18 protein-coding genes are annotated in these 25,858 nt (G+C 45.4%); 13 read left to right on the forward strand and 5 right to left on the reverse strand.

What is annotated here, in order from left to right; all coding sequences use genetic code 11:
- The first annotated feature begins 90 nt into the window (after positions 1–90).
- From MKX60_RS05700 to MKX60_RS05715, 4 genes are all read left to right on the forward strand, one after another.
- A complete protein-coding gene (locus MKX60_RS05700; RefSeq protein ID WP_341059268.1) occupies positions 91–1,947 on the forward strand; it encodes an ABC transporter ATP-binding protein in 1,857 nt (618 codons plus the stop codon).
- Positions 1,877–2,554: a response regulator transcription factor gene (locus MKX60_RS05705; RefSeq protein WP_341059269.1), complete on the forward strand. Its 678-nt coding sequence runs from the start codon at positions 1,877–1,879 to the stop codon at positions 2,552–2,554. The genes MKX60_RS05700 and MKX60_RS05705 overlap by 71 nt, the downstream gene beginning before the upstream one ends.
- On the forward strand, positions 2,551–3,603 hold the full coding sequence (locus MKX60_RS05710) for a sensor histidine kinase (protein WP_341059270.1): 1,053 nt from the start codon (positions 2,551–2,553) through the stop codon (positions 3,601–3,603). Before MKX60_RS05705 ends, MKX60_RS05710 begins: the two co-directional genes overlap by 4 nt.
- 130 nt (positions 3,604–3,733) lie before the next feature.
- Entirely contained in the window at positions 3,734–7,156 is a 3,423-nt protein-coding gene (locus tag MKX60_RS05715; RefSeq protein ID WP_341059272.1) for an S-layer homology domain-containing protein, read from the forward strand.
- 91 nt (positions 7,157–7,247) lie between these two features.
- On the opposite strand, the gene moaA is transcribed toward MKX60_RS05715, so the two are convergent.
- Positions 7,248–8,249, reverse strand: a complete 1,002-nt coding sequence (gene moaA / locus MKX60_RS05720) for a GTP 3',8-cyclase MoaA (protein WP_076285640.1) — start codon at positions 8,247–8,249, stop codon at positions 7,248–7,250.
- A gap of 415 nt (positions 8,250–8,664) precedes the next feature.
- On the opposite strand from moaA, the gene MKX60_RS05725 reads away from it, so the two are divergent.
- On the forward strand, positions 8,665–9,357 hold the full coding sequence (locus MKX60_RS05725) for a TorD/DmsD family molecular chaperone (protein WP_042192508.1): 693 nt from the start codon (positions 8,665–8,667) through the stop codon (positions 9,355–9,357).
- A 383-nt stretch (positions 9,358–9,740) separates the two neighbouring features.
- On the opposite strand, the gene MKX60_RS05730 is transcribed toward MKX60_RS05725, so the two are convergent.
- From MKX60_RS05730 to MKX60_RS05740, 3 genes are all read right to left on the reverse strand, one after another.
- Positions 9,741–9,938: a hypothetical protein gene (locus MKX60_RS05730; RefSeq protein WP_341059273.1), complete on the reverse strand. Its 198-nt coding sequence runs from the start codon at positions 9,936–9,938 to the stop codon at positions 9,741–9,743.
- The gene (locus tag MKX60_RS05735; RefSeq protein WP_341059275.1) at positions 9,931–13,086 is read right to left on the reverse strand and encodes an efflux RND transporter permease subunit; all 3,156 of its coding nucleotides are present in this window, start codon (positions 13,084–13,086) and stop codon (positions 9,931–9,933) included. The genes MKX60_RS05730 and MKX60_RS05735 overlap by 8 nt, the downstream gene beginning before the upstream one ends.
- Before the next feature lie 114 nt (positions 13,087–13,200).
- The gene (locus MKX60_RS05740; protein ID WP_341059276.1) at positions 13,201–14,118 is read right to left on the reverse strand and encodes a TetR/AcrR family transcriptional regulator; all 918 of its coding nucleotides are present in this window, start codon (positions 14,116–14,118) and stop codon (positions 13,201–13,203) included.
- 227 nt (positions 14,119–14,345) lie between these two features.
- Between MKX60_RS05740 and cls the strand changes: the two genes are divergently transcribed.
- Positions 14,346–15,854 carry a cardiolipin synthase gene (gene cls, locus MKX60_RS05745; RefSeq protein ID WP_076285643.1) on the forward strand — a complete coding sequence of 503 codons (1,509 nt, stop codon included), beginning with the start codon at positions 14,346–14,348 and terminating at the stop codon, positions 15,852–15,854.
- Positions 15,855–15,911: 57 nt separating this feature from the next.
- Here cls and MKX60_RS05750 read toward each other — a convergent pair whose 3' ends face one another.
- Entirely contained in the window at positions 15,912–17,441 is a 1,530-nt protein-coding gene (locus tag MKX60_RS05750) for a phospholipase D family protein (RefSeq protein WP_341059277.1), read from the reverse strand.
- Between the two features lie 187 nt (positions 17,442–17,628).
- On the opposite strand from MKX60_RS05750, the gene fni reads away from it, so the two are divergent.
- The 7 genes from fni (at position 17,629) to MKX60_RS05785 (ending at position 25,671) form a co-directional block, all read left to right on the forward strand.
- Positions 17,629–18,768, forward strand: coding sequence for a type 2 isopentenyl-diphosphate Delta-isomerase (gene fni / locus MKX60_RS05755; RefSeq protein ID WP_341059278.1), 1,140 nt, complete (start codon positions 17,629–17,631; stop codon positions 18,766–18,768).
- Between the two features lie 39 nt (positions 18,769–18,807).
- Positions 18,808–19,281 carry a GNAT family N-acetyltransferase gene (locus tag MKX60_RS05760; protein WP_231573354.1) on the forward strand — a complete coding sequence of 158 codons (474 nt, stop codon included), beginning with the start codon at positions 18,808–18,810 and terminating at the stop codon, positions 19,279–19,281.
- 168 nt (positions 19,282–19,449) lie between these two features.
- On the forward strand, positions 19,450–20,802 hold the full coding sequence (locus MKX60_RS05765; RefSeq protein WP_341059279.1) for a S41 family peptidase: 1,353 nt from the start codon (positions 19,450–19,452) through the stop codon (positions 20,800–20,802).
- A 143-nt stretch (positions 20,803–20,945) separates the two neighbouring features.
- On the forward strand, positions 20,946–22,046 hold the full coding sequence (gene ychF / locus MKX60_RS05770) for a redox-regulated ATPase YchF (protein ID WP_060625988.1): 1,101 nt from the start codon (positions 20,946–20,948) through the stop codon (positions 22,044–22,046).
- Positions 22,047–22,281: 235 nt separating this feature from the next.
- Positions 22,282–23,355 (forward strand): peptide chain release factor 1, encoded by a 1,074-nt coding sequence (gene prfA, locus MKX60_RS05775; RefSeq protein ID WP_042192496.1) that lies wholly within the window; start codon positions 22,282–22,284, stop codon positions 23,353–23,355.
- A complete protein-coding gene (gene prmC / locus MKX60_RS05780; RefSeq protein WP_341059280.1) occupies positions 23,348–24,346 on the forward strand; it encodes a peptide chain release factor N(5)-glutamine methyltransferase in 999 nt (332 codons plus the stop codon). The genes prfA and prmC overlap by 8 nt, the downstream gene beginning before the upstream one ends.
- Before the next feature lie 140 nt (positions 24,347–24,486).
- Positions 24,487–25,671, forward strand: coding sequence for an FtsW/RodA/SpoVE family cell cycle protein (locus MKX60_RS05785; RefSeq protein WP_076285646.1), 1,185 nt, complete (start codon positions 24,487–24,489; stop codon positions 25,669–25,671).
- The last annotated feature ends 187 nt before the right edge of the window (positions 25,672–25,858 follow it).

The raw sequence follows: 25,858 nt of genomic DNA on the forward strand, positions 1-25,858 counted from the left end.
TTTACAATCTGCAGATAGGATGGGTGTAAGGCGAGAAAGATATTACTATGCTTTTCTCGTAGAGCTATTTAGAAAAGGGGAGTCATTGTCATGAAGAAATCCGAATCCAAGCGAAAGATGGCGCTGAAGCCGTTTTTAACGCTACTAAGAGAAACCAAGCCTTCATACGGCTTATTGGCTATAGCCATTGCGTTAAGCATGATATCGACATTGGTCAGTCTGGTCATCCCGATGTTCACTAAGAACTTGGTGGATGGCTTCTCTCTGGCCTCCGTGAGCAAGCTGCAGATTGCGGGTATAGCAGCTGCGTTTATTGCGCAGACCATTGCGGGAGGGATCTCTATCTATCTGCTCAATTATGCAGGTCAGAAGATGGTTGCAGGTCTGCGGGACCGACTGTGGCGTAAATTTCTAGTTCTGCCTGTGGCTTATTATAATGACAACCGAACGGGAGAAAGTGTCAGCCGCATGACGAATGATACAGGGATCATCAAAACGCTGATTTCTGAACATCTAGCCAGCTTATTTACCGGAGTGATCTCCATTGTAGGTTCGATCTCAGTTCTGCTATTTTTAAATTGGAAAATGACACTTGTTCTATTCACTGTTCTTCCACTTTCGGCGCTGATACTAGTACCACTCGGGCGGCAGATGTACAAAATTTCCAAGGGAATGCAAGATGAGACAGCTTCTTTTACTGCTACACTTAGTGGTGTTTTATCTGAGATCCGTCTGGTCAAATCCTCAGGCGCAGAGAAAAAAGAGTACGAGGCAGGCAAGACTGGAATTATGAACCTGCTTTCCTTTGGTATTCGTGAAGGCAAGATTAGCGCGATGATCAGTCCACTCGTCTCCTTTGTTTTTATGATGCTGCTTGTGGTCATTATCGGTTATGGTGGGATGCAGGTATCTTCCGGCGTCTTGACGGCTGGAGAACTGGTCGCCTTTATTCTTTATCTTATTCAGATTATTATGCCACTTACTCAACTGACTACGTTCTTCACACAGATTCAGAAAGCTAAGGGTGCCTCAGAGCGTATTATTGAGACCTTGGCAGCAGAAGAGGAAGTATATGAGGGACAGGAAGAGGCAAATGGCACAGAAGGTCCGATCTCAGTAGAGGGATTAAGCTTTGGATATAAAAATGGTGAGAAGGTATTGAATGATGTAAGCTTCCAGATGCTTCCTGGTCAGGTGACGGCTATTGTCGGACCGAGCGGGGGCGGCAAGACCACTTTGTTCTCGTTGCTAGAACGTTTTTACGAGCCTCAGTCAGGTCTGATAAAGCTGGGTGACAAGCCAGTGTCTACATTCTCATTGCGTTCGTGGCGGAAGCTTATAGGGTATGTCTCGCAGGAAAGTCCACTGTTGGCTGGTACGATTGCTGAGAATTTAACCTATGGATTGGATCGTGACGTTAGCAGGGAGGAGATGCACGCAGCTGCAGCAATGGCTTATGCAGATGGTTTTATTGATGCACTTCCTGAAGGATATAATACGGATGTCGGCGAAAGAGGCGTGAAGCTGTCTGGTGGACAGAGGCAACGGATTGCTATTGCTAGAGCACTGCTGCGGAACCCGAAGATTCTTATGCTTGATGAAGCCACTTCCAGTCTGGATAGCCAATCAGAAGCCGTGGTGCAGAAGGCACTGTCCAATCTGATGAAGGGTCGGACTACGATTGTAATTGCGCACCGTTTGGCTACTGTTGTAAATGCAGAGCAGATTATTTTTATGGAAAAAGGTCAAATTACCGGAAAGGGAAGTCATGAGGAACTACTGGAAAACCATGAGCTGTATCGTGAATTTGCCACCCAGCAGCTACAGATGAATAACCCCGAGGTTCAGAACATTGAAGAGGAGGCTCCAGTGCTACATGACAAAAATACTAGTAGTGGACGACGATCCGCACATCCGCGAATTGGTAGAAGTATTTCTGAGAGCTGAAGGAATGGATGAGATCTATAGAGCTTCCGATGGACTGGAGGCTCTTCAGATTCTGGAAGGTAATAACATAGATTTAGCTATTATTGATGTGATGATGCCCAACATGGACGGCTGGGAGCTATGCCGGCGGATGCGCCAGAACTATGATTTCCCGATTTTAATGCTGACAGCCAAAGGGGAAACCTCACAAATTGTAAAAGGCTTTGAGCTGGGTAGTGATGATTATTTGGTCAAGCCATTTGAGCCGGTTGTACTTATTGCGAGAGTAAAGGCGCTGCTTAAACGATATCAGATTTCTGCCGCGCAAAGTGTGACCGTAGGCCGATTGCGTATGAATCGCAAAACCTACGAGGTGTCCTCAGAGTATGGGGAAATTACCTTGCCGCTTAAGGAATTTGAGCTGTTGTTTAAGCTGGGCAGCTATCCGGGGCAAACATTGACAAGAGACAGGCTGATCGAAGAAATTTGGGGTTATGATTTTGAAGGGAATGAGCGGACACTCGATGTGCATATCAACCGTTTGCGTGAACGGTTCAATCAGGATAACTATGGATTCGTTATTCGTACGATCCGTGGTCTAGGGTATCGGTTGGAGGGGCATGCATGAACTTGTTTAAAGATATTGTGAAGCATGTTTTGATGTTTATTCTCTTTCTTGCTGCAGCTGCGCTTTGCTGGACTGCGGCTTATTTTCTAATGAACCAAGTGAATGCTGCATATGGCTGGCCTTCCTCGAAGTATGTTTTGCAATTGGTCACCTTTCTAGTTGGCTTTGTGATTTTACTGCTGGTCTTTTTCTTATTTTCTATTTTCTTTCGTGGCTGGGAACGTGTCTTTTATAAATCGGTTATTGAAGGAATTCGCCGTATTTCCAAGGGAGACTTTGATGTTGTACTTGAACAAAATAGGGAATACCGTGAATTCGGCGAAATTGTAGAGAGTATTAACGAAATGGCTAGTGAGCTGAGTCAGATGGAGACCATGCGCCAGGATTTTATCTCCAATGTATCACATGAAATTCAATCCCCGCTAACCTCCATTCGAGGGTTTGCGCTTGCGCTGCAGGACGAAACCTTAAGTATGGAGAGTAAGAGGCACTATATTGATATTATTGTGGCTGAGAGTACCCGCGTATCTGGGCTCAGTGATAATTTATTGAAGCTATCAGCGCTCGAATCGGGTAATTTTCCGTTTGAAAATCAGGTTTATCGTCTGGACAAACAGCTTAGAGATACAATTCTGGCTTCTGAGCCACAGTGGCTGGAGAAAAATATTGAGGTAGAGGCCGAGCTGGAAGAAGTGAATGTAATTGCGGTAAAAGATTTAATGACCCAGGTCTGGACCAATCTTCTTCATAACAGCATTAAATTCACTCCCGGGAATGGATGTATTCATATCAAGCTTCGAACGATAGATGAGCGGGTAGAGGTGGAGATTCAAGATAGTGGGATTGGTATCTCTGAAGAAGACTTACCTCGCATCTTTGATCGCTTCTATAAGGCAGACAAAGCTAGAACAGCGAGCGGGGGCGGTAGTGGCCTGGGCCTATCACTGGTTAAGAAGATCGTTGAGCTGCATAACGGTAAAGTAACCGTGGCCAGCCGACCGGGTGAAGGAACGGCTTTTGTAGTGAGCTTGCCAATGCCAAAGAAATAAATCGGCATTGTTTATGTAAATATGAATATTTACATAAACATGCAACAAAATCCGACATGTCTTTACAATTTTCTACTATTCTAAATATAGAATCTACGAAAATCCAAAAGACATCGGAGGATTAATCATTTTGAAGAAGAGCAAAATTCGCGTTTTTCTAACTAGTTCGCTTGCCGTATTATTGTTAGCACCCAACTTTTCATTACAGACAGTTTATGGTGCTTCAGGAGAATCAGCGCCTGATATCACGTCTACTGCTTCTGAACATTCAGGGAAATGGATGACAGGTGAATATCATGCTCATACGTTTGAATCGAACGATGCTCAGGAGTCATTAAAAAGTGTGCTCGATGCTGCATTTGAACAAAATGGTTTTGACTGGATGGCATTGGCTGATCACCTCCGGGTATCTGACCGGGATGACGAAGGGGTGAATCTACCTGGCGGCTCCATTCCGATGTCTCAAGGTATTGTGGATTATCAGAATGAGAAAATTAAGAAGTTACAGGCAGAAGGTAAATATGCTGGGAAAATTATTTTTTCAGGCTTTGAGTGGGATATGCCCCAATACGATCATGCTGCAGTTGGGATTGTTACAGATCATCCAGGGTCCGCAGAAGCTTTGAAGGCTATTAATCAATTTGAATATTTATTTACTAATCGTGATGTAAGTATGTTCGATCCGGCAGATGTGGCTGAGTGGAGTGCGGCGGATACGAGAGCTTTTTCTACAAAAGAAGATACTCGTACAGCTATGAAATGGCTCAGTAGTCATTATCCAGATAGCTATGTACTGATCAATCACCCCTCCAGAAAAAATGGTACAAGCTCGGAGCTTAAAATAGAGGATATCCGTGACTTTAACAATATCGATCCGAATCTTGTCTTCGGCTTTGAAGGTATGCTGGGTAATCAGATGGCGAGTGATCGGGGAGAGACGCCTGAGACTTACGGAGGTACAGACGTCAAGGTTGCACAGCTTGGAGGAATGTGGGACGCACTGCTGGGTGAGGGCCGCAGATTTTGGAATTTTGCTAACTCAGATTTTCATTTCAAAACAAAAAATGATCAATTTTCCAGCGGTTACTGGCCTGGTGAATATTCCAAGAACTATACCTGGGTGGATGGCTCCGATATTAACGCTGTCGTAGATGGCATGCGGTCAGGGAAATCCTTCTCTGTTTTTGGGGATCTCATCAACGCATTAGAGTTTAACGTGTCTGGAGATGGACAAGAGGAAGAAATGGGTGGCGAACTGGACGTAAAACAAGGGGACGACCTAGAGCTTACGATCCGTTTCAAAAGTCCACAGCAAAATAATAATGGCGACGCCGTTAAGGTAGACCACGTAGATTTGATCTCCGGTGAAGTCCATGGCAAGGTTAATCCAGGTACACCTGATTACACCAAAGCGACTAACGATACAACAAAAGTGTTGAAACGCTTCACAAGCGAGGACTGGACTACAGATTCCGAAGGCTACAATGTCATTAAGTATAAGGTAGAGGCAGCGGACAAGGATCGTTATTTCCGGTTAAGAGGGACTAACCTTGGAACTGATGTTGCGGGAGAAACGGTTAACGGTGAACCGCAGATTGATCCAAAAAATAATACCGTCGATAACCTGACTCGTTTCGAAGAAATCAACGCCCGTAATTATAGTGATATGTGGTTTTATTCCAATCCGATTTTTGTGGATGTGGAGTCGTACAGCGATCAGCAGGCAGTTAACGATACTATGACTGCATTAGATCTAGGAGACACAAGCGCAGTAACTTCTGATCTAACGTTGCCTACCGAAGGCAAACACGGGACAAGTATTGTGTGGAAAAGCTCCAATCCGGTTCTAATGACGAATGAAGGTAAAATCATCTACCAACCTAAGAAGGATACGAAGCTGACCTTAACAGCTACAATTCAGCGGGGATTGGCTACGGAAACGAAGACTTTTGAAGTAACGCTAAGCGGAGATGATAGTATCACCCCATTGGCGCTTCATAGCACATTAAAGACTGAGAACGGACAAGCTTATTTAAGTGGTGACTGGACGAATCAGAGTGTTTCGGTAAGTGTGTATGCTAGCGTATATATTCCTGGTGCGGATGTATCCATTCAATTAGCGACTGATGTAAACGGAAATTTCCTGCCCTATGAAAGTGGGAAAGTGGTTGAGATTTCGGAAGAAGGCCAACATCAACTGCAATTCAAGGCAACGGATTCTTTAGAAAATAAGACAACATTGCCGCTTGCTGTGAATATCGATCGTACAGCACCTGTGATTACCCTGAAGGGGGATAGCCGTCTTAGTCTGACCCAAGGGGATGACTTCAAGGACCCGGGCGCAGACGTTACTGACAAGGTTGGGATTGCTAGCTCTATCCTGGTGACAGGAACAGTGGATGTTCAGACTCCAGGAACCTATACACTGAAGTACAATGCGACAGATTTGGCTGGCAATGCAGCTACTGAGATTGTACGCACAGTAGTTGTAACTGCGGGCACTAGCAGTGGAGGGGGGAATAATAACGGAGGAGGCAACGGACCAGTTGTAACTCCAGCTCCTACCGCGGCGCCATCTCCTACAGAGCAGCCTTCTACAACTCCGCGTGTGGAATTGGAGGTAAAAGCACAGCAGGGAGGAACGGGCACACTTAAAGACGTGGGCAGCTTTACGATTCCGGCTGGAGCGTTGTCTGGTAACAGCGAAATTGCCTTTTCGGTTATTGCTGCTGATGAGACACCAGCAATGGGCGCTCTTCAGGCTGTGAGTACAGCAGTAGAGCTTACTAGTGACAAGGCAGGCATGCTCAATAAGCCTGTGGAACTGTCCCTCAATTACGATGCGGCCAAGATTACATCGGGGAATAAAGCAGCTATCTACTATTACAACGAGCAGCTTAAAAAGTGGATTTATGTTGGTGGTCAGAGTCAAACGGGTGGAACTATAACTGCAAGCTTAAATCAGCTTGCCAAATATGCTGTGTTTAATTATCAGGCCCCATCGATTACCGATTTGAATACTCATTGGTCCACGGCGTTTACAGACCGTCTAATCGGTATGGGCGTCATGAAAGGGTACGAGGATCATACCTTCCGCCCGAATGAGGATGTTACTCGGACACAGTTCGCTTCTATGATTGTACGGGCGCTTGGTTTGCAATCAACAGGTAGCACAGTGAAATTCGCGGATCAAAGTGCGATTCCAGCTTGGGCTGCAGATGATGTAGCAGCGGCGGTAAATGCCGGAATCCTTCGTGGATATGATGTGAACGGCAAAATGTTCTTCGAGCCTTCAGAAAAGATTACCCGTGCCGAAATGTCAGTTATGCTCGCGAATGCTTTGAAGGCTAATGCCCATAAGCAAACGGATAAAGAGGGGGACTTCGCGGATCTTACCTCCATTCCACAATGGGCACAGGCATCTGTAAAAGCGGGTGTTGAAGCGGGTATTTTGGGTGGATTCGAGGATAACACATTCAGATCTGAGAACAATGCTACAAGAGCGGAGGCAGCAACGACGCTTTACAAGCTGCTCGAGGCTCTATATCTATAATAGTGGATGGTGAAGGCTATCCTTTAATCTCTAAATGAAACGCCGCTTTTCCCAGATGGCTTGGGGAAAGCGGCGTTTTTAATGAGACGGACTAGCCTCCAATTTGAGACATACGCCGAGCCGTCGGCGTGTGGCTTTGTGCTTTTTTCTCCAAGGCTAATGCCATTTCGTGGTTATGTGGCTTGTTACCCAGAGCTTTGCGGAATAAGGCCTGCACTGCTGCGGGATCGCTTATTAGGGGACGGACATTGTACTCATCTTCCCAATATAGACAAGCTTTGATATGGCCATCTGCTGTTAGTCTTAGACGATTGCAGTTATCGCAAAAGTGATCGCTTACGGGATGGATTAATCCAAACGTTCCTTGCGCTCCAATAACCCGCCGATTCTGGGAAGGGCCATTACCAGATGGCATCTCAGCTTCCTCGGTTTCCCAACCAGCTGCAGTACAAGCTTCTATAACAGTTTCCAGCGGCAGATAGGATTGGCGCCAAGAATCAGTAGCACTTCCGATGGGCATATATTCAATAAAACGTACATTTAGTGGACTGTTCAACGTAAGGGAGATGAAGTCTTTGATCTCGTCATCATTAATCCCTTTCATCAATACAACGTTAAGCTTGATCGGCTCCAGCCCGGCAGCTTGTGCTGCCTCGATCCCCTTTAGTACCTTGGAGACCTCACCGCCGCGTGTAATCATAGAGAAGCGATCTTGCCGTAAAGAGTCCAGACTGATATTCACCCGTGACAACCCGGCTTCTTTTAGCAGCGCTGCTTTAGCTGGAAGCATTAATCCGTTCGTAGTCAGTGAAATATCGTCGATCCCCGGAATGGCGGATATCATAGTTACTAGCTTCTCCAGGTCTTTGCGTACAAGAGGTTCTCCACCTGTTAGCCGTACCTTGCGTAATCCAAGTGGTGCTAGCGATTCCACAACTGCGGTGATTTCCTCATAGCTCAGAATCTCGTCCTGCGGCTGGAATTCCATCCCTTCCGCTGGCATACAATAAATGCAACGCAGGTTGCAGCGGTCGGTAACCGAAATGCGGATGTAGTCATGTAAACGTCCAAAAGGGTCCGTCAGCGGCTCCATAGCGTTGCTCCCTTCATTTGTTGGTGTTTTGAATGCTTCCCGCCTTAAGAGGAGGCGAAGGTGTTTATACTTGTTTAGAATTTTAAAGATCGCTCGCGGGTACGTCAATGATCAAACTATTGAACGGGTTAAACTCCCCCTATTTGAATAAGGAGGGTTGTGATTTAATTGCATAATAATGGACAAACTAAATAGAATGACAAAGCCGAAATAGACTTGCAAAAATGTGACAAAAGTACGACAAATGAAGAGATTAGTCATAGAATGCTCACGGAAAGCGTTTTTAATATCCGATATAATCTAGGTGCGGATTACTTTTACGTTCACTTTTGCGAAAACAGAAAGGATACCGGAAATTGCACGTCGATCATGTGACGGTGTGTGACCGGGAAACCCAATGAGGAGGATTTGCAAAATGACTATGCAAACTGTTCCATCGCTCGCCGTGCCGGAGGCATTTAGCCATTGGTTGGAAAGTCGGGGATTAATATATCAGCTTTTAGTGGATTTTTTGGGTAGAAAACCATCACTCTCACTTGTGGCTCAGTGGAGCCGCAATCGCAAGATGAGTGTTGCTGCAGAGATGACGGAAGGTGGACGGGAACTGAAGCGCTATCTGAGTCAGGAACCGAATAAGCTACCCCATATATGTGAGAAAGAGACCCAAGAGTATAAACGGCTTATGCACGAACAGACAGTAAGCTCTTTTAAATTACGTGAAGCTGCTATTCTGGGTCGTTCTGAAGATTTCTGCAACGTGCTTGCTGATGTGTATACTTCCGCAGGAATTGTATTTAACAAATGTAATGGTGAAGCTGATGATCATATTGCTATTGAGCTGGAATTTATGGCAGTAATGCATGAGCGGATGTTGTACAATAGCTTCTCAATTAGAAGTGCTATGGATCTACTTGATATTCAGGTAGCCTTTTTGGAAGATCATTTACTGCAATGGACTCCACAGTTCTGTGAGAAGTTAAATGCAGCAACGAATAGTACGTTGTATTTGGGGCTTTCCCATATGCTCGCTGAGTTTCTACCCCTTGATCTGCAGATGCTGCGTTCCTGGAGAGCTTCGCTGGAGAGCAGTGCAACAGCAATGGTATAACAACACTATAATGCAGAGCCCGGCCTATAAATTAGGTCGGGTTTTTCTTGCTGTGGAAGTGTAAATAGTGATTTAATTTAAGCTCAAAGTGGAGCGATGAAATGAAGATCTGAGTGAAGTCCCAAATGACGATCCAAGTGAAGCTCTAGAAGAATAATTAGGGAATTTCTCCCTAAAACTCTGAAATTATTGGTCATAAGACATGTGATTAGGGAAAACCTCCCTATAATTCACCTGATGTGGCGCTAAATCAGGTGAATTAGCTATTTTTTAGGGAGGAATTCCCTAATTTCGTACATTTAGAGTGATTATCGGAAATTTTTAGGGAGTTTTTCCCTAATTAGTTTAGACCTACTGTCCACCGCACAACTACCCATCGCAAATCATGCACCGCCTACCGCACAACCGCCTATCGTCAATGCCCCGCCCGTCCAACCACTCGTCACCCACCTACAAAAGTCTAATGGGTTACTTTGCCCATTCCATAAAAAAGAAGCTGCCCCATAAGTAGTATTCACTACTTTGTAGACAGCTTCTTCATTTAGCATGTTTACTTGATATGCATCAAGTGTTCTAGTCAATTACCTTTTTACTGCGGAATTTCATCAGGAATTCATACACGACTGGCACTACTACAAGTGTCAGTAGCGTGGAGCTGATCAAGCCGCCGATAACGGTAACGCCTAGCCCCTTGGAGATGATCCCTGCACTGTTTTCAAGTCCTGTAACCAGTGGCAGTAATGCACCAATCGTTGCAAGTGCAGTCATCAGGATTGGACGTAAACGTGTGCCGCCTGCTTCAAGCAAGGCTTGACGTGTGGTCATTCCTTCTTTTTCCTTATGAATAACGCGGTCGATGAGGACAATGGCATTCGTGACTACGATACCAATCAACATCAGCGCACCCATGAGGGAGGAGACGTTTAAGGTTTCCCCAGCGATCAGAAGGGCTACGAGTACCCCGATAATGGTGAAAGGAAGTGAGAACAGGATAGCAAATGGAGCTAATCCACCGCCAAACGTAACCACAAGCACGAAGTATACGATGGCAATAGCAGCCGCCATAGCAATACCTAATTGACCAAATGTGTCATTGATCTGCTCGGTTACACCACCGAAGCTAACCGTCACGCCATCTGGTAATTCCATAGCATCTATTTTTTCCTTCACGAGGTTTGAAGCACTATTGACGTCACTTGAAATAATCTCGGCAGTGACATCAACCTTCATCTTACCGTCCATCCGAGTAATCGAGTCAGGGGAAGAGCCGTTTTCAATTTTAGCGACTTGCCCGATTGGCACGGAAATGCCTAGTGGTGAAGTCAATGTAGCCTCTTCCATTTCTTTAATGCTCTTATACGTTTCTTTATCAGTTTCGATATAGACTTTGTAGTTCTTGCCGTCCATTTCTACTTCTGTGAGTACTGGACGTGTACCTGCAGGAGCAAGCTTCATCGCAATTTGTCCCGCTGTAAGTCCAAGGGAGCTAAGCTTTTCTTGATCCGCTACAATCGTATATTGATCGTAAGCTTCTTTGAGACTTGTTTCGCCATCCTTGAAATTAGTGGTGTCAGCCTGTACGATCTTGGCGATCTCATCCGCTACCGGCTTAATTTGATCTAGTTCGTCTCCGAATACATTCACGGTTAACGTGCTTCCACCCATACCTCCGCTCATCATCGCGGACATATCGCCCCACACACCATCTGGGACTTCTGCGGTTAAACCTTCGATCAACTTCTCTTTTACATTTTCAAAATCAGGAGTATTACTATCGTAAACGATGAAAAAGAGTCCTGAGTTGCTGGATCCGCCCATACCCATCGGGCCGCCGCCACCAATGGAATATTGCATTTTATCTACATGCTGCTGCGCTAAAATATATTTCTCAGCTTTCAGGCCTTGTTCTTGAACTTCTTCAGTTCTTTGTCCAGCCTTCGGTGAGTAGGTTAGCATAACCGTTTTATCCTCTTGGGAAGGCATAAAGCTAACGCCGATAGGCTTGATCAGGAACAAGCTGCCCGCCAGGAGCAGAACCGCTACTCCGAATGTAACGAGTTTATGGGAAAGACACCAGTTCAGAATCTTTTGGTAACCGGCAGACATTCTGTCTGGTTTCTCACTATGGGTCTTCTTACCTTTCAATCCGTTGCGGAACAGGGAGTGCGCCATTGCAGGAACCAGGGTAATCGCAACTACCAATGAAGCGAGCAGGGCGAAGACCATGGTTAAAGCGAAAGGCAAGAACAGCTCTCCAACCATACCACTTACTAGAGCAAGCGGTAAGAACACCGCGATGGTTACAATCGTAGAGGACATGATTGGTACGAACATTTCACGAGTGGCTGCACTGATTAATTCCCGGCCTTTTAGCTTCTCGCCAGATAACGAGAGACGCCGGTATATGTTCTCTATGACTACAATCGAGTCATCGACTACCCGTCCAATGGCAACGGTCATCGCACCAAGGGTCATCATATTAAGCGTAATGTCCATTTGACGCAGACATAACACTGCGATCAGCAATGATAAAGGAATAGAGATGATAGAAATGATCGTCGAACGAATATTCCGCAGGAAGACCAAAATGATAATTACTGCGAAAAGGGCGCCAAATACAGCTTTGGACAACATTGTATTTACGGAGTCCTCAATCGGCTTACCTTGGTCAAGCAGAACTGTAAGGTCAATGCCTTTATATTGTGCTTTTAATTCTTCAGTTTTGTCCTTAACACCATTTACGACATCAACAGTGTTGGCATCGTTGGCTTTGACAATCTGGATACCGATCGATTCTTTACCATTCGTACGGGAGATCGATTCAGAATTACCAACAACCTCAATTGTAGCAAGCTCTCCCAGCTTCACGGTTGGCAATCCCATATTTGCAGCTCCGCCAGCAGCGCCTGCACCAGCAGCACTTCCAGCACCTGCATCGGCAGCGCCAGCTCCAGGAGCCCCAGCAGCGCTCGCTGCACCAGTTGGCATAACTGGAATGGTCACGTTTTTAAGATCTTCAACGGTGGTGATGTTGCCATCCACGACAACTGCCTTTTGAGCTTTGTCCATCTCGAACAGTCCTAGTGGAACACGGAGGGAAGAGCCTTGAATGATCCCTTTAACCGTATCTTCGGTCAGTCCGTATTGCTTGAGCTTCTCTTGATTGAACTTAAGCGAAACTTCTTTGACGTATTGTCCAGAGATTTGAATAGAAGCAACACCCTCAACATCTTCAAGGGCAGGGCGAATATCGTTCTCGGCAATACGGGTTAGTTCCTCGAGATCTTCTGAATCCCCATTCGATAAACTAAGGGAGACGACAGGCATTGAGCTAAGGCTAAAACGGGAAATGGAAGGCTTTTGCACATTGTCTGGCAATGAGACCTCATTTAGCGCTTCGCGAACTGCTGCTGTAGCATTATCCAGATTCGTTCCATAATCAAACTCGATTTGGATACTGGAGGCATTCTCCAGAGAAGTGGAGGTGATTGTTTTTACACCATCCACATTGCGTAGCCTTTGCTCCAACGGTTTACTGACGTCATTAACGACGCCTTCTGGTGCAGCCCCCGGATAAATAGTTGTTACGCTAAGATAGGGTATACTAATATTAGGTAAGGTTTCTTGCTTCATTGTCAGTCCGCTATACAAACCGGCAAATACAATAATTATCGTCAGAAGCCAAATGGCAAATTTGTTCCTGAGCGAGAAATTAATTAAGCTTTTCATAAGTGTTGTTTCTGCTCCTCTCGGGCCTTTTCTTTACGAAATAGGGCGCCATTTTGAAAATTTATAATACTCGCTATCCATGTTCTTCTCTCTCACGAACTCTTTATAGAGCAATTAACGAAATAAGCATGAATGATTTGAAAAAGAAGTAACCAGCTTTCTCAATTCTTCCAATGGTGTAGTGAGCTCTGAGCAGGATTGGAGGTTGGACAACATCCCCTGTATGATTGCTTTGCGTGGGTGTGGTAAGAGAACTTCACCTTCTAGAATGTTGAGTGATTCCAGCAAATCGGCTGACTCTTCGGGTGCTATACTATCTAATTTACTGACCGCAGTCTTCATGTCCTTAATGATCTGCAGTGGATTCTTGCGCTTACTCGCCTCATTCTCCTCCATCCAGCTTGCAAGAATGGTAGAGTTGATGAGAGGAGCCTGCTTACTTTTAAGAAGACCAGCTACAATAATATCTAGCAGATTCATTAGATGATCAGCCATAACGGCAAGGGACAAGTGGGTATCCTGACGAAAAATAACCGCAATATATGACTTGATTAGTCCATGACCTACAATACATAAATCTCCGGTATAGGGGATGATGTCTTTTCCATAAAGGGTCTCCATCTTCACCTGAAACCAGCGCAAGAAGGAAGCATTGTTTCTACGCAGCCATTCCGGTACTTCAGTATCAAATCCTTTTCCGGCAACTTCCTGAATTTGACGCTGTAAGAACTCACGTAATTCGTACACATGACTCAGTAGAATTTCTATTTGATTCCTAAGCTTCTCACGCGGTGTTCTTTGGGTTTCTTGTTCTTCACGTAATAAGGGATCACGAATCATTCGGTAACAATAGAGAAAAATACTGCGTTCCAGTTCTTCTTTGGATTTGAATACTAGATACAAGCTTCCCTTCGAAATTCCACATAATTCGGCGATCTCTTGCATGGACGTGGAAGAGGAGCCTTTCACAGCGAATAATTGCATGGCGATCTTAATAATCTGTTCCTGCTTGTCCACAGTTTTATCGCTCATTGGGGGGATAACCTCCTTTCTGACTACCTAGTTCTATAATTGACTAATCGGTCAAAATAATTATATTCGATCCATCTTGTCATTACAAATTTCAGAACAGAAGGGTTACAGTTTTGTTGTAAATAGATTTTTACACAGTAATTGTCTAGGAAGATATAGGTTCTTCATGTAATATATAAAATGTGTCATTTTGGTGTTGCTTTTATGAATAAGAAGGTAGGTACAATATGAGAAGAGGACTTCAATCTATAATTATTATTGGGGCTTTCATAGCATTTTATTATTTTGGTTTTGGTATTTTTGGGAGTACTGCTGGAACAATTATTAGTATTTTCTCCACACTGACAGTCGTTTCAATTAGCTTAGCTATTTTTATGGAGAATCGTAATCCTTCTACTACGATGTCATGGATTCTTTTGCTTGCGTTGATCCCGGTGCTCGGTTTGGTCTTTTATTTTCTATTTGGACAGAATGTATTTAAACGTCGTAAATATGATAAAAAAGCACAAAGAGATCTTATGGCCTATGAGCGGATTGAGAATGACGCTTTGCGTACGCATCAAGATTGGTCGGTCTTTGACCCCTCGCGTCAAAAACTACTATTATTATCCAAGACACTAGCACGTACCCCTATTTCCTTTGCTTCAGAGACGCGTATCCTAACCAATGGTGAAGAGACATTTGGGACATTACTGCTAGAGCTGCGACAAGCGAAGCACCATATACATATGGAGTATTACATCTTCCGTGCAGATCACATTGGAACGCGTATTCAACAGATTCTGATCGCAAAGGCGCGTGCGGGAGTATCTGTCCGATTTATGTATGATGCTGTAGGTAGCTTTCAACTCTCCAGAGCCTTTTTGAAGGAGTTAGTTGACGCTGGAGTACAAGTGGCATCGTACGGTAATTCCACCTCCTTTTTCTCTAGCCGGGTTAATTACCGGAATCACCGAAAAATCGTCGTTATCGACGGTGATGTCGGGTTCATGGGTGGACTGAATGTGGGGGATGAATATTTAAGCCGCAGCAAAACTTATGGATTCTGGCGTGACACCCATATGTTAGTTAGAGGTGAAGCGGTACGGACGATGCAAATCATCTTCTTGCAAGATTGGATGCATACTACAGGTGAAAAAATACTGGAGCAGGATTATCTAACACCACAGCTACACTTTATGACAGGGGACGGAGCAGTACAGATCATAGCGAGTGGGCCGGACAATGAACGCCGTGCACTCAAAAATATATTTTTCTCCATGATCACCTCAGCTGAGAAATCAGTTTGGATTGCCAGCCCTTATTTCATTCCGGACGAGGATATCCTGACTGCGATACGTGTAGCGGCTATATCTGGTTTAGATGTTCGCTTGTTATTCCCTGCTAAGCCAGATAAATGGATTCCGTTTCTGGCTTCGCATTCTTATTTCCCGGCATTGCTGGAGGCTGGAGTGAAGATTTATGAATACGAGAAGGGCTTTATACACTCTAAGCTGTTAATCGTGGATGGTGAAATAGCGACTATTGGTACAGCAAACATGGACATGCGGAGCTTCCATCTTAACTTTGAGGTAAACGCATTGCTTCTTCAGACAGAGAGCGTTACACGAATTGTTGCTGATTTTGAACGGGATTTATTGTCCACCACTCAGATTGTGCATGAGACCTTTATGAATAAACGCATGGTGGTACGTATACTGGAGTCTGCCGCCAGATTAATGTCTCCATTACTATAACTTCATTACAGATTAAACCACCGCGGAGGGTGCTGCCTTCTCTGCGGTGGTTTTTGTTTAAAAAGTAGTAAAGCCCAGGTTAGTCTGCAGCCGGAACAGGATGTACTTGAACCAGGTCACATCGCTCTGGTAGGCCTCAAAGGGTAAAGTGAACGTATGACCCTCGTTATTCCATAGCCGATTAAAGTAGGCTTCCATATCTTTGAACAGCGGCTGATCTCGCTTCATAGAAATCCACAGATCATTCTCGAGATTGTAGTCATCTAGATTGCGTGTGGTGAAATTGGTGGAACCGCCAAGAACGATGGAGCTGCCGGTTTGTTTGGCGATAAAGAGCAGCTTTGGATGATATTGCTCTTTGGTTGTATTGTACCAACGAATAGAGATTTCACCGTTCGAGCGTTTGTTCAGATCCATGGCAACTGGACGGTTGGGGATCCCGATTTTATCGCGCCCGAAGGCGTTCTGATTTGGATCCAGGATTAGGTTTACCTTAGCCCCGCGTGATGTAGCCTCTACCAACGCATCCAGAATGGCATCATCAGCAAGATAAAACATCCCCATCCATACGGTATCCCCCTTCCGTGCGGACCTAATGCCTTGCAGCGCATATTTGTATACCTTTCCTTCTGTTAAATAGCGAACTTCTAGAGCTTCCGCTGATGGTAGGTTCTTTTCTTGGGTGAAATTGGGCTTATGAAGTAGCAATGGACCTGCATCTGAAAGATTGGCTGCCGCCTGCTCGGTCTGGAGAATATCGGCAATAATTGGACCTTGTACCTCCAAAGCAATATTGGAGTGGTAGGCGCTGGCATCGTGAACATTTCCAGAGGAAATTAGTGCAGTGTTCTCACTGACAATGACTTTGCGATGGTTCGCCTTCACATTCAGCAGCTTCAGATAAGATCGAGCGGTAATATCCGGTCCACCACTGGCCATAAGATTGGGGATAAAGCCCTTACCGGATTGTCCGAACCATTGAATGAAGGTGCGCCAGACGGCTGAATAGGCAGGTGTAGAATCTCGCAGGTCATTAACATCGGTCTTGATGACTCGGATCCCCACCGCCTTCATTTCTTCCAGAAGATGATTGGGCGCTGAGTTGTAATTGGTATTGACCTCATCGGTGATGAAGACAATCTCCATTTCGGGATAGGTTTGCTTTTGTGAGATTAATTTATCTGTCAGCATTCGACTGACTGGAGGGAATGACTGATCTTTATGGGTATAATCATTGAACAGGAACAGGTCGATGACTAAGAACTCCCTTGACTCCTCGATGATATGTAGCATTCTCGGAAGAATTTCACTCTCCTGCTTACCTGTGTCCGTACCGTCTGGATAGGTTAGGTCATGCCAGAAGGATACATTGTTCACTTTGTATATGGGACTTTCATAGGAAATCCCAACGGGTAGAGGTTTATGTGTCTGATATATCATGACGCCGATTAACCAGAGAATTAGAATGACGCAAGCCCATATCACTCGTTTGCGGCGTCGTGAAGAGGTGCGTTTCTTTGGAGCAAAAGCATGGGTTCTATCTTGTATCACTTGGGGCTGAACGGGTTGTTCACGATCTGATCTCATCGGAAGTTCCTCCTGAAAGTATTGCAGAGCACTTCCTTTATAATTATTATGCTCCGGCGTGTACCAACCTATTAACACCTAGTGGGTAGAAATGAAGCATCCCTCGTATTTCACTCACTTCATATTGTAAATTCATCTGAAGGGATATGTTATAATAAGTGCAGTTTAGGAATAGGAGGAACGGAGCATGAATCATACGCCAGAAGAGGCCGGACCATATGATGCGAATAGGCAGTCTGGCGCGGATCATGGCAATGACCTACCGACTGTAGAGGTTTCAGATAAGAAGTCTTTATTGCCTGCATCAAGGACAGGTGAACGCAAAATAGAGCATGTACGCCTTTGTCTAAATGAAGAAGTTGGTGGCGTTGGTGTGACTACGGGGTTTGAACATTACCGATTTCGGCATAATGCTCTTCCAGAGCTGAATTTCGATGATATATCATTGCAGACCACGTTCCTGGAACGTGAACTGCGTACACCGCTGCTGATCAGCTCGATGACAGGCGGCAGTGCAGCTACAGGAGCCATCAATGCCCGACTAGCAGAGGCAGCACAGCGTCGTGGATGGGCGCTGGGGGTTGGTTCTGTGCGAGCGGCGGTGGAGCGCTCTGAGCTAACCGAAACATTTTATGTACGGGACAAAGCACCTGATATACCGGTTATCGCTAATATTGGCGCCGTACAGCTGTCCTATGGTTTCGGGATTGAGGAGTGTCGCCGGGCTGTGGATATTGCTGGTGCGGATTTTCTTGTGCTGCATCTCAATGGTCTTCAAGAGGTCTTCCAACCGGAAGGGAATACTGGCTTTGCTTCCTTACTATCGCAGATAGCAAAAGTATGCCGTGCACTTGAGGTTCCTGTAGGTGTAAAAGAAGTCGGCTGGGGCATTGACGGTGATACAGCAGCACATCTTTATAATGCAGGGGTAGCTTTTGTTGATGTAGCGGGTGCAGGTGGAACATCCTGGAGTCAGGTCGAGAAGTTTCGGAGTAGAGACCCTATACGGCGCGCAGCGGCTGAAGCTTTCGCAGACTGGGGTACTCCAACCGCAGATTGCATTGCGGAGGTACGTGCTGTCTCCCCGAAGGGGGCATTGATTGGCAGCGGCGGCTTGAAGCATGGTGTGGATGCGGCGAAGGCATTGGCCCTCGGTGCTGATTTAGCAGGCTTTGGACGCAATCTTTTAGGACCGGCAGTAGATTCTGAAGAGGCGCTAGACGCTGCACTGGCTCAGGTAGAGCTGGAGCTTAAGATAGCAATGTTCGGCATCGGAGCTCCCGATTTAGCAACTTTACGTGGGACTTCCCGTTTAATACGTAAATAAAAGTATATGGTAAATATAGAAGTGAGGAAGTGAAAAAAGATGATGATTAAATTGGTTCATATGGATGAGTCTGCTTTTCAATTTTTCTTAGGTCAAGCTACTCGTGATTACGCTGAAGATAAGATTAAAGCCGGCGCTTGGGACCCTGAAATCGCGATGAAGCTGTCTGAGGAAGCTATAACACAGTCTTTACCTAAAGGGTTGAGCACAGATGGCGCTTATCTATATTCTATAGTAGAAATAAGTAGTGATATCCAGGTAGGATACATCTGGTTTAATGTAAGTGAAGGCCGCAGCGGCCGAGAAGCTTTCATTTATGATTTCTATGTTTTTGAACCGTATCAGAGTAAAGGCTATGGCAAGCAGGCTATGGTCGCACTCGATGAAGAAGCTCGTGAGATGAACGTCACCAAAATCGGGTTACATGTCTTCGGTCAGAACAATCGTGCATTTGAGCTCTACAAAAAAATGGGATATACCGTAACTGACATTACGATGTCTAAAGATTTGTAATACTTAACGTGGAGACCTCGAAGGAGGTCTTTTTTGTGTTGTTCTAAGAAAACTAATGTAAATAATTGTGATAAATATATTTGAATTAGGAGGAATAGAAAAATATGATTATTAAATAAATTCCTGAAAATGGATTCAGCTATATGGAATATTGGAAGGGGGATTAAGGTGAGACCAAGGTTTGTATTACCAGCGGCTTTATCTGTAGCTGCAATACTGTTACTGGTTAGTTGCAACCGTGGGGATTCGCCAGGGAAAAAGCAATCTGCGTCGGGGCAAGTTCAGGCAAGTCCGGTTGCGCCGGTAGCCTCTTCAAAGGTAGCGGGAAAACAGCTAGAAGCGGCGTTGTCTCCATTGACAGTGGAACAAAGATTAGAGGATTTTGATTATATGTGGAAGATTATTGAGGAGAACTACCCTTTCCTAGAGGTAAATAAGCGTCTAAATGGAGAGGATTGGCTTGCGAACAAAGAGGAGTACCGTAATGAAATTGCAGCAGTGAAGACAGATGATGAGTTTTTTAGACGAATGAAATTCGTACTTAGCAGGTTAAATAATGGGCATACCAATTTTTTATCTAAGGAAGAATATCCATGGTTTCTAAACGCCTATGTTCAGGCAGGTTTTGGTTATGAGCCTTGGATCAACGTGTTTCAACAGCCAAATGTGTTGGCTCGTTACAACCAGAAACCTTTAGCGGAGCAGCAAAGCTCTAATGGCATCGTTAACGATATGAATAGTGGTGAGGCAGGGAGTCAGACAGGAAAGACTTCCGGGAATGTAAAAAAGGTTATTATAGAGCCAGAGCAAATAGCGTATCTAGGCATGCGAAGCTTTGCTGGAAGTCTCATGGAGATGGATAGTTCGGAGATTCGTGATTTTTTAATAGAAGTTAAAGATTATAAGACATTAATTCTAGATATCCGCGGAAATGGCGGAGGAAACAGTAATTACTGGAGAGCTCATATTGCTCCTCTGCTGATCAATAAACCTATCGAATACAATACATACTTACTTTATACAAGAGGTAACTATGCTGAGACCTTTATGCAGGCACGTCAGATCACAAGGGGGCAGCAGCCTATTACCAACATCAAAGACGAACAGTTGCCTAATTTACCATCGGAAGCATTAAAAATGTTCAAGACATATAGTAAAAATACAGATGTAGTAATCCCTCAAGAATCCGTTGGTTTTAAAGGAAAGATCTATTTGCTGGTAGATAGCTCTGTGTATTCAGCGTCGGAAGGTTTTGCAGCATTTGCAAAAGGCACCGGGTTTGCGACGGTTGTTGGTGGCAGAACAGGTGGGGACGGACTAGGGATGGATCCACTTGTCGTTGCATTGCCTAATAGCGGTTATGTATTCAGATTTTCCTTTGAGATGGGACTTAACTCTGATGGAAGCTGCAACGAGGAAGTGAAGACAGTCCCTGATGTGGAGGTTGATCCAGATACTTCTAAGCCCCTATTGGATCAGCCGGCGGTGCAAAAAGTATTGGAACTTGCCAAATCCTATTGAAATGGGTTCGCTTGGATAAGGCTGGATTGACACAACTGTAAGACATCCGGTGTTGCTGGAGAATATGTTCTAATATATAATGGTTTAGATCGTATTACTTATTCGGATGATCAATTTAGCTGAAAATAGGAGTTGTCATATAAATGGCTTTGAAAGCGGGAATCGTCGGTCTTCCTAACGTAGGAAAATCCACATTGTTTAATGCAATAACGCAAGCGGGAGCAGAATCCGCAAACTACCCTTTTTGCACGATTGACCCTAACGTTGGTGTCGTTGAAGTTCCGGACGAACGTCTTGATAAACTGACTGAGCTGGTACAACCTAACAAGACTGTACCTACTGCTTTTGAATTTGTTGATATCGCTGGTCTTGTGCGCGGTGCGAGTAAAGGTGAGGGACTAGGCAACAAGTTCCTAGCTCATATTCGCGAAGTAGACGCTATCGTTCATGTCGTTCGTTGTTTTGAAGATGAGAACGTTACCCACGTGGATGGAAAAGTAAATCCGATCAGCGACATTCAGACCATTAATTTGGAACTGATTCTTGCTGACATTGAGAGCATTGAGAAGCGGATTGAGCGTTCCCGTAAGAACATCAAAGGCGGCGACAAGAAATACGCTCAAGAAGTTGAACTGCTTGAACGCGTCAAAGAAGTGCTCTACGAAGATAAACCTGCACGTAGTATAGAATTGTCCGATGACGAGAAGGTTATTATCCGTGATCTTCATTTGTTAACATTGAAGCCTGTGCTGTATGCAGCGAATGTAAGTGAAGAAGAAGTAGCAAGTGCTGAGAATAATCCTTATGTGCAGCAAGTACGTGAATTTGCAGCAACTGAAGGTGCTGAAGTTGTTCCGATCAGTGCTAAAGTAGAAGCTGAAATTGCCGAGCTTGAGGGCGAAGATAAAGCGATGTTCCTAGAAGAACTTGGGCTAGAAGAATCTGGTCTGAACCGCTTGATCAAAGCGGCTTACAAACTTCTAGGCTTGTATACGTATTTCACGGCAGGCGTTCAGGAAGTTCGTGCGTGGACCATTCGTAAGGGAACTAAAGCACCCGGAGCTGCTGGTGTAATTCACACAGATTTTGAACGTGGATTTATCCGTGCTGAGGTAGTGGCTTACGCAGATCTTTTGGCAGCAGGCTCAATGAATGGTGCCAAAGAACGTGGTCAACTGCGTCTAGAAGGTAAAGAGTATTTGGTGCAGGACGGCGACGTTATGCATTTCCGTTTCAACGTTTAAGAGGACTGAAGCATACTAATGATAAGAGGGTCATCTCAGTCGGTAGAGGGTATCTACTGCTGGGATGATCCTTTTTTTAAAATATAAGACATTTATTAAGGGATTTACGCGTACAGAACTGTAGCCATTTCACAATATCTTTGGTATAATATAAAGTCGTATATCTAATTTTATGACATATGTTTTAATCGCTTTATTTGCGAATTTGAAATTGAACTAGGAGAGGTGAATTCCCTTGTTGGACCGATTGCAATCCCTGGCGGACCGCTATGAGAAGCTCAGTGAACTGCTTTGTGATCCGGATGTTGCAAACGACAGTAAGAAACTGAGGGATTATTCCAAAGAACAATCAGACCTACAGCCTGCATTTGAGGCGTATACTGAATATAAGAGTGTAATGGAAGAGCTTGAAGCTGCTAAGCAGATGCAAGGCGAAAAGCTTGATGATGAGATGAAGGAAATGGTCAAGATGGAAATTGACGACCTTTCCAAACGTCAGGTAGAGCTGGAAGAGCAAATCCGCGTATTGCTACTGCCTAAAGACCCGAATGATGATAAGAACGTAATCGTCGAAATTCGTGGTGCAGCGGGTGGAGATGAAGCTGCATTGTTTGCTTCCGACCTTTATCGGATGTACACCCGGTTTGCAGATTCACAAGGCTGGCGCGTGGAGCTAATGGATGTCAACGCGAGCGATCTTGGTGGATTTAAAGAGGTAATCTTCCTTATTAACGGCCGCGGTGCATACAGTAAGTTGAAATACGAAAGTGGTGCGCATCGCGTACAACGTATCCCAGCGACTGAATCCGGTGGACGTATTCATACCTCTACTTCTACAGTATCGGTGATGCCGGAAGCTGAAGCATTTGAGATTGAAATCCATGATAAAGATATTCGTGTGGATACCTTCTGTTCAAGTGGTGCAGGCGGACAGTCTGTAAATACGACCAAGTCTGCAGTACGTGTAACCCATGTACCTACGGGCATCGTTGCTACCTGTCAGGACGGTAAGTCACAGAACTCCAATAAGGAAAAGGCGCTTCAAGTGCTTCGTGCCCGTATCTCCGATATGAAGCGGCAGGAAGAAGAAGCAAAGTATGCTGGTGAACGGAAGAGCAAAGTAGGTACGGGTGATCGTAGTGAGCGTATCCGGACGTATAACTTCCCGCAGAGCCGGGTTACAGATCATCGCATTGGCTTGACACTGCACCGTCTGGAGCAGGTTATGAACGGAGAAATCACTGAAATTATTTCGGCTCTTTCAATTGCTGAACAAGCTGATTTGATGGATAGTATGGACAATGGATAATAATGCTTTGAACGATGGCGTATTTGTCATGTCGGAAGTGAAAAGCATCCGGGAAGCCTTTGCGGAGGCTTCTTCTTTTTTGAGCCAGAGCGGTTGTAATGAACCGCAACGCAGTGCGCAATTACTGCTTGAGCATGTGCTTGGCTTGTCCGGGGCAGCGTATTATATGGCGCTGGCGGATTCTTTTCCAGCTGCGGTCAAGGAAAAGTGGGAGGCGGGAGTTACCCGCCGGAGTAAGGGTGAGCCGGTGCAATATATCATCGGCGAGCAAGAGTTCTACGGGCGTCCTTTTGAAGTGACGCCTGATGTGCTTATTCCACGGCCGGAGACGGAGCTGCTCGTCGAGGCGATTTTGCGGTACGGCGCGGAGCTTTGGCCGGACGGCACGGTTGCGCCGAGTGAACCGGCGCAGGAAGAAGGCGCTGCTTCGTTAGCAGCAGCGCAAGATCGTGCGGGCGGCGCGGAAAGTGGACGCGCCGTACGGCCGCTGACCGCCGTCGATATCGGCGCCGGCAGCGGAGCGATTTCCGTCACGCTGGCGGCGGAAGCGCCGGCGTGGCGGGTCTGCGCCGGCGACATTTCGCCGGCGGCCCTAGCTGTGGCGAAGCGCAATGCGATGCGCTCCGGCACAGCTGTGGACTTTCGGCTCGGCGATCTGCTCGAGCCGTTCGCGGGGATGGAGACGGATATTCTCGTCTCCAACCCGCCGTACATTCCCGGCGAGGATATCGCCGGGCTGCAGCGTGAGGTGCGCGACCATGAGCCGCGCACTGCGCTGGATGGCGGAGCGGACGGGCTGGACCCGTACCGCCGCATGATGGAGCAGCTGGAGCTGCTCCCCGCGCCGCCGCGCCTGATCGGTTTTGAACTCGGCTTCGGACAAGCCGAGCAGGTGGCTGCGCTACTGGAAGCGGCGGGCCGTTGGAAAGAGATCATCACTATTAATGATCTGGCTGGAATTCCACGTCATGTGCTAGGTATAGCACGATAATACTGCATGCTGTGCAGGGGACTCCTGTTGATCGGGGAGTAAAATTGTATTTTCAACCCGACTTCCTTTACAATAGAATTTAACCGGACTTCTTGGTGAAACATAAAAGAAAGCCCAGATTTAGAGTAGGGAGGCAGAACGTGCTTCAGAAGATTAAAAAAATTGATGGTGCTATCGTAGTCGTTCTGTTATTGCTCATGACTGTCAGCATCTTCGCCATATATAGTGTGACTCATGGAAGAGAAAAGCTGGACGGACATCATATCCGTATGATGATGTATTATGCAATTGGCTTTATTGCTTTTATTGGAATGACCTTTTTAGATTACAGAATTTTAGTGAAATACGCGCTATATATTTATTTGTTTGGAATAGGTATCCTGGTCCTCGTCAGCTTTTTGGGCGAGACCAAGAATAATGCCCAAGGCTGGTTGTCCCTCCCTGGAGGACTGAGCCTTCAGCCTGCCGAGCTATTCAAGCTAATATTGATTCTATTTCTGGCAGCGATGCTTGTTCGTAAGAATAAGAGTAAACTCTTGTTTTGGCGGGATGTTGTGCCGCTCGGCCTCTTAACCTTATTTCCGTTTCTTATTGTCCTTACACAGAATGACCTTGGGAATGCCTTGTCTTACATCGTGATTCTTGCAGGTCTGTTGTGGATTGGAAATATTAAGTACACTCACGCATTAATCGCTTTGGTGATTGTAGCAAGCTCTGCGATTGCCGGAATTATGAGTTATATCCATTATCATGACGAAATTAAAACGTTTCTTAACGATATTGGCCGTTCGCACTGGATTGAACGTTTCGACCCATGGCTTGTTCCGGATAAAGCGACAGCGAAAGCTCTTTATCATACCAAAAACGCCAAGCTTGCGATTGCCTCAGGTGGGATGAGTGGAGAAGGCTATATGAACGGTAGCTCTGTTCAGACAGATCGGGTGCCTTATACGTATTCAGACTCTATCTTTGTGCAGATTGCCGAGGAATTTGGCTTTGTCGGTTCTGCATTTGTGCTGCTACTGTATTTTATCCTGATTCACCGAATGATTCTGATTGCGCTGGAAGCCAGAGATCGAGCAGGTCCATTTCTGATCGTCGGCATTGTCGCGATGATGCTGTATCAGATTTTTGAGAATATCGGTGCGTTTATTGGTCTGATGCCTTTGACAGGTATCACATTGCCATTCATCAGCTTCGGAGGTACCTCCCTGCTTATTAACATGGCCAGCATTGGGCTGGTAATGAGCGTGCGTCTGCATGGTCGAGATGTAGAGGAAGATTTGCCTAAGCCTACTCCTTATGCAGCCGCCAAACAGGTTTAATCACTAAATCAAAAGATAACCGTCAGAAACTCATCTTTTAAGGATGGGAACTGGCGGTTTTTTATTATGGGAAGTGAATCTCTGATATCGGGTGTATTACATAAATTTGGAATTGTGGCCTTGAATGCTCTACAATAGAAAGGAGAGACTTTCCTCAGGTGAGGGTGGTTGGAACCTTAATAGAGTA

Source organism: Paenibacillus sp. FSL R5-0914 (assembly GCF_038004525.1).
Lineage (GTDB): Bacteria > Bacillota > Bacilli > Paenibacillales > Paenibacillaceae > Paenibacillus_AQ.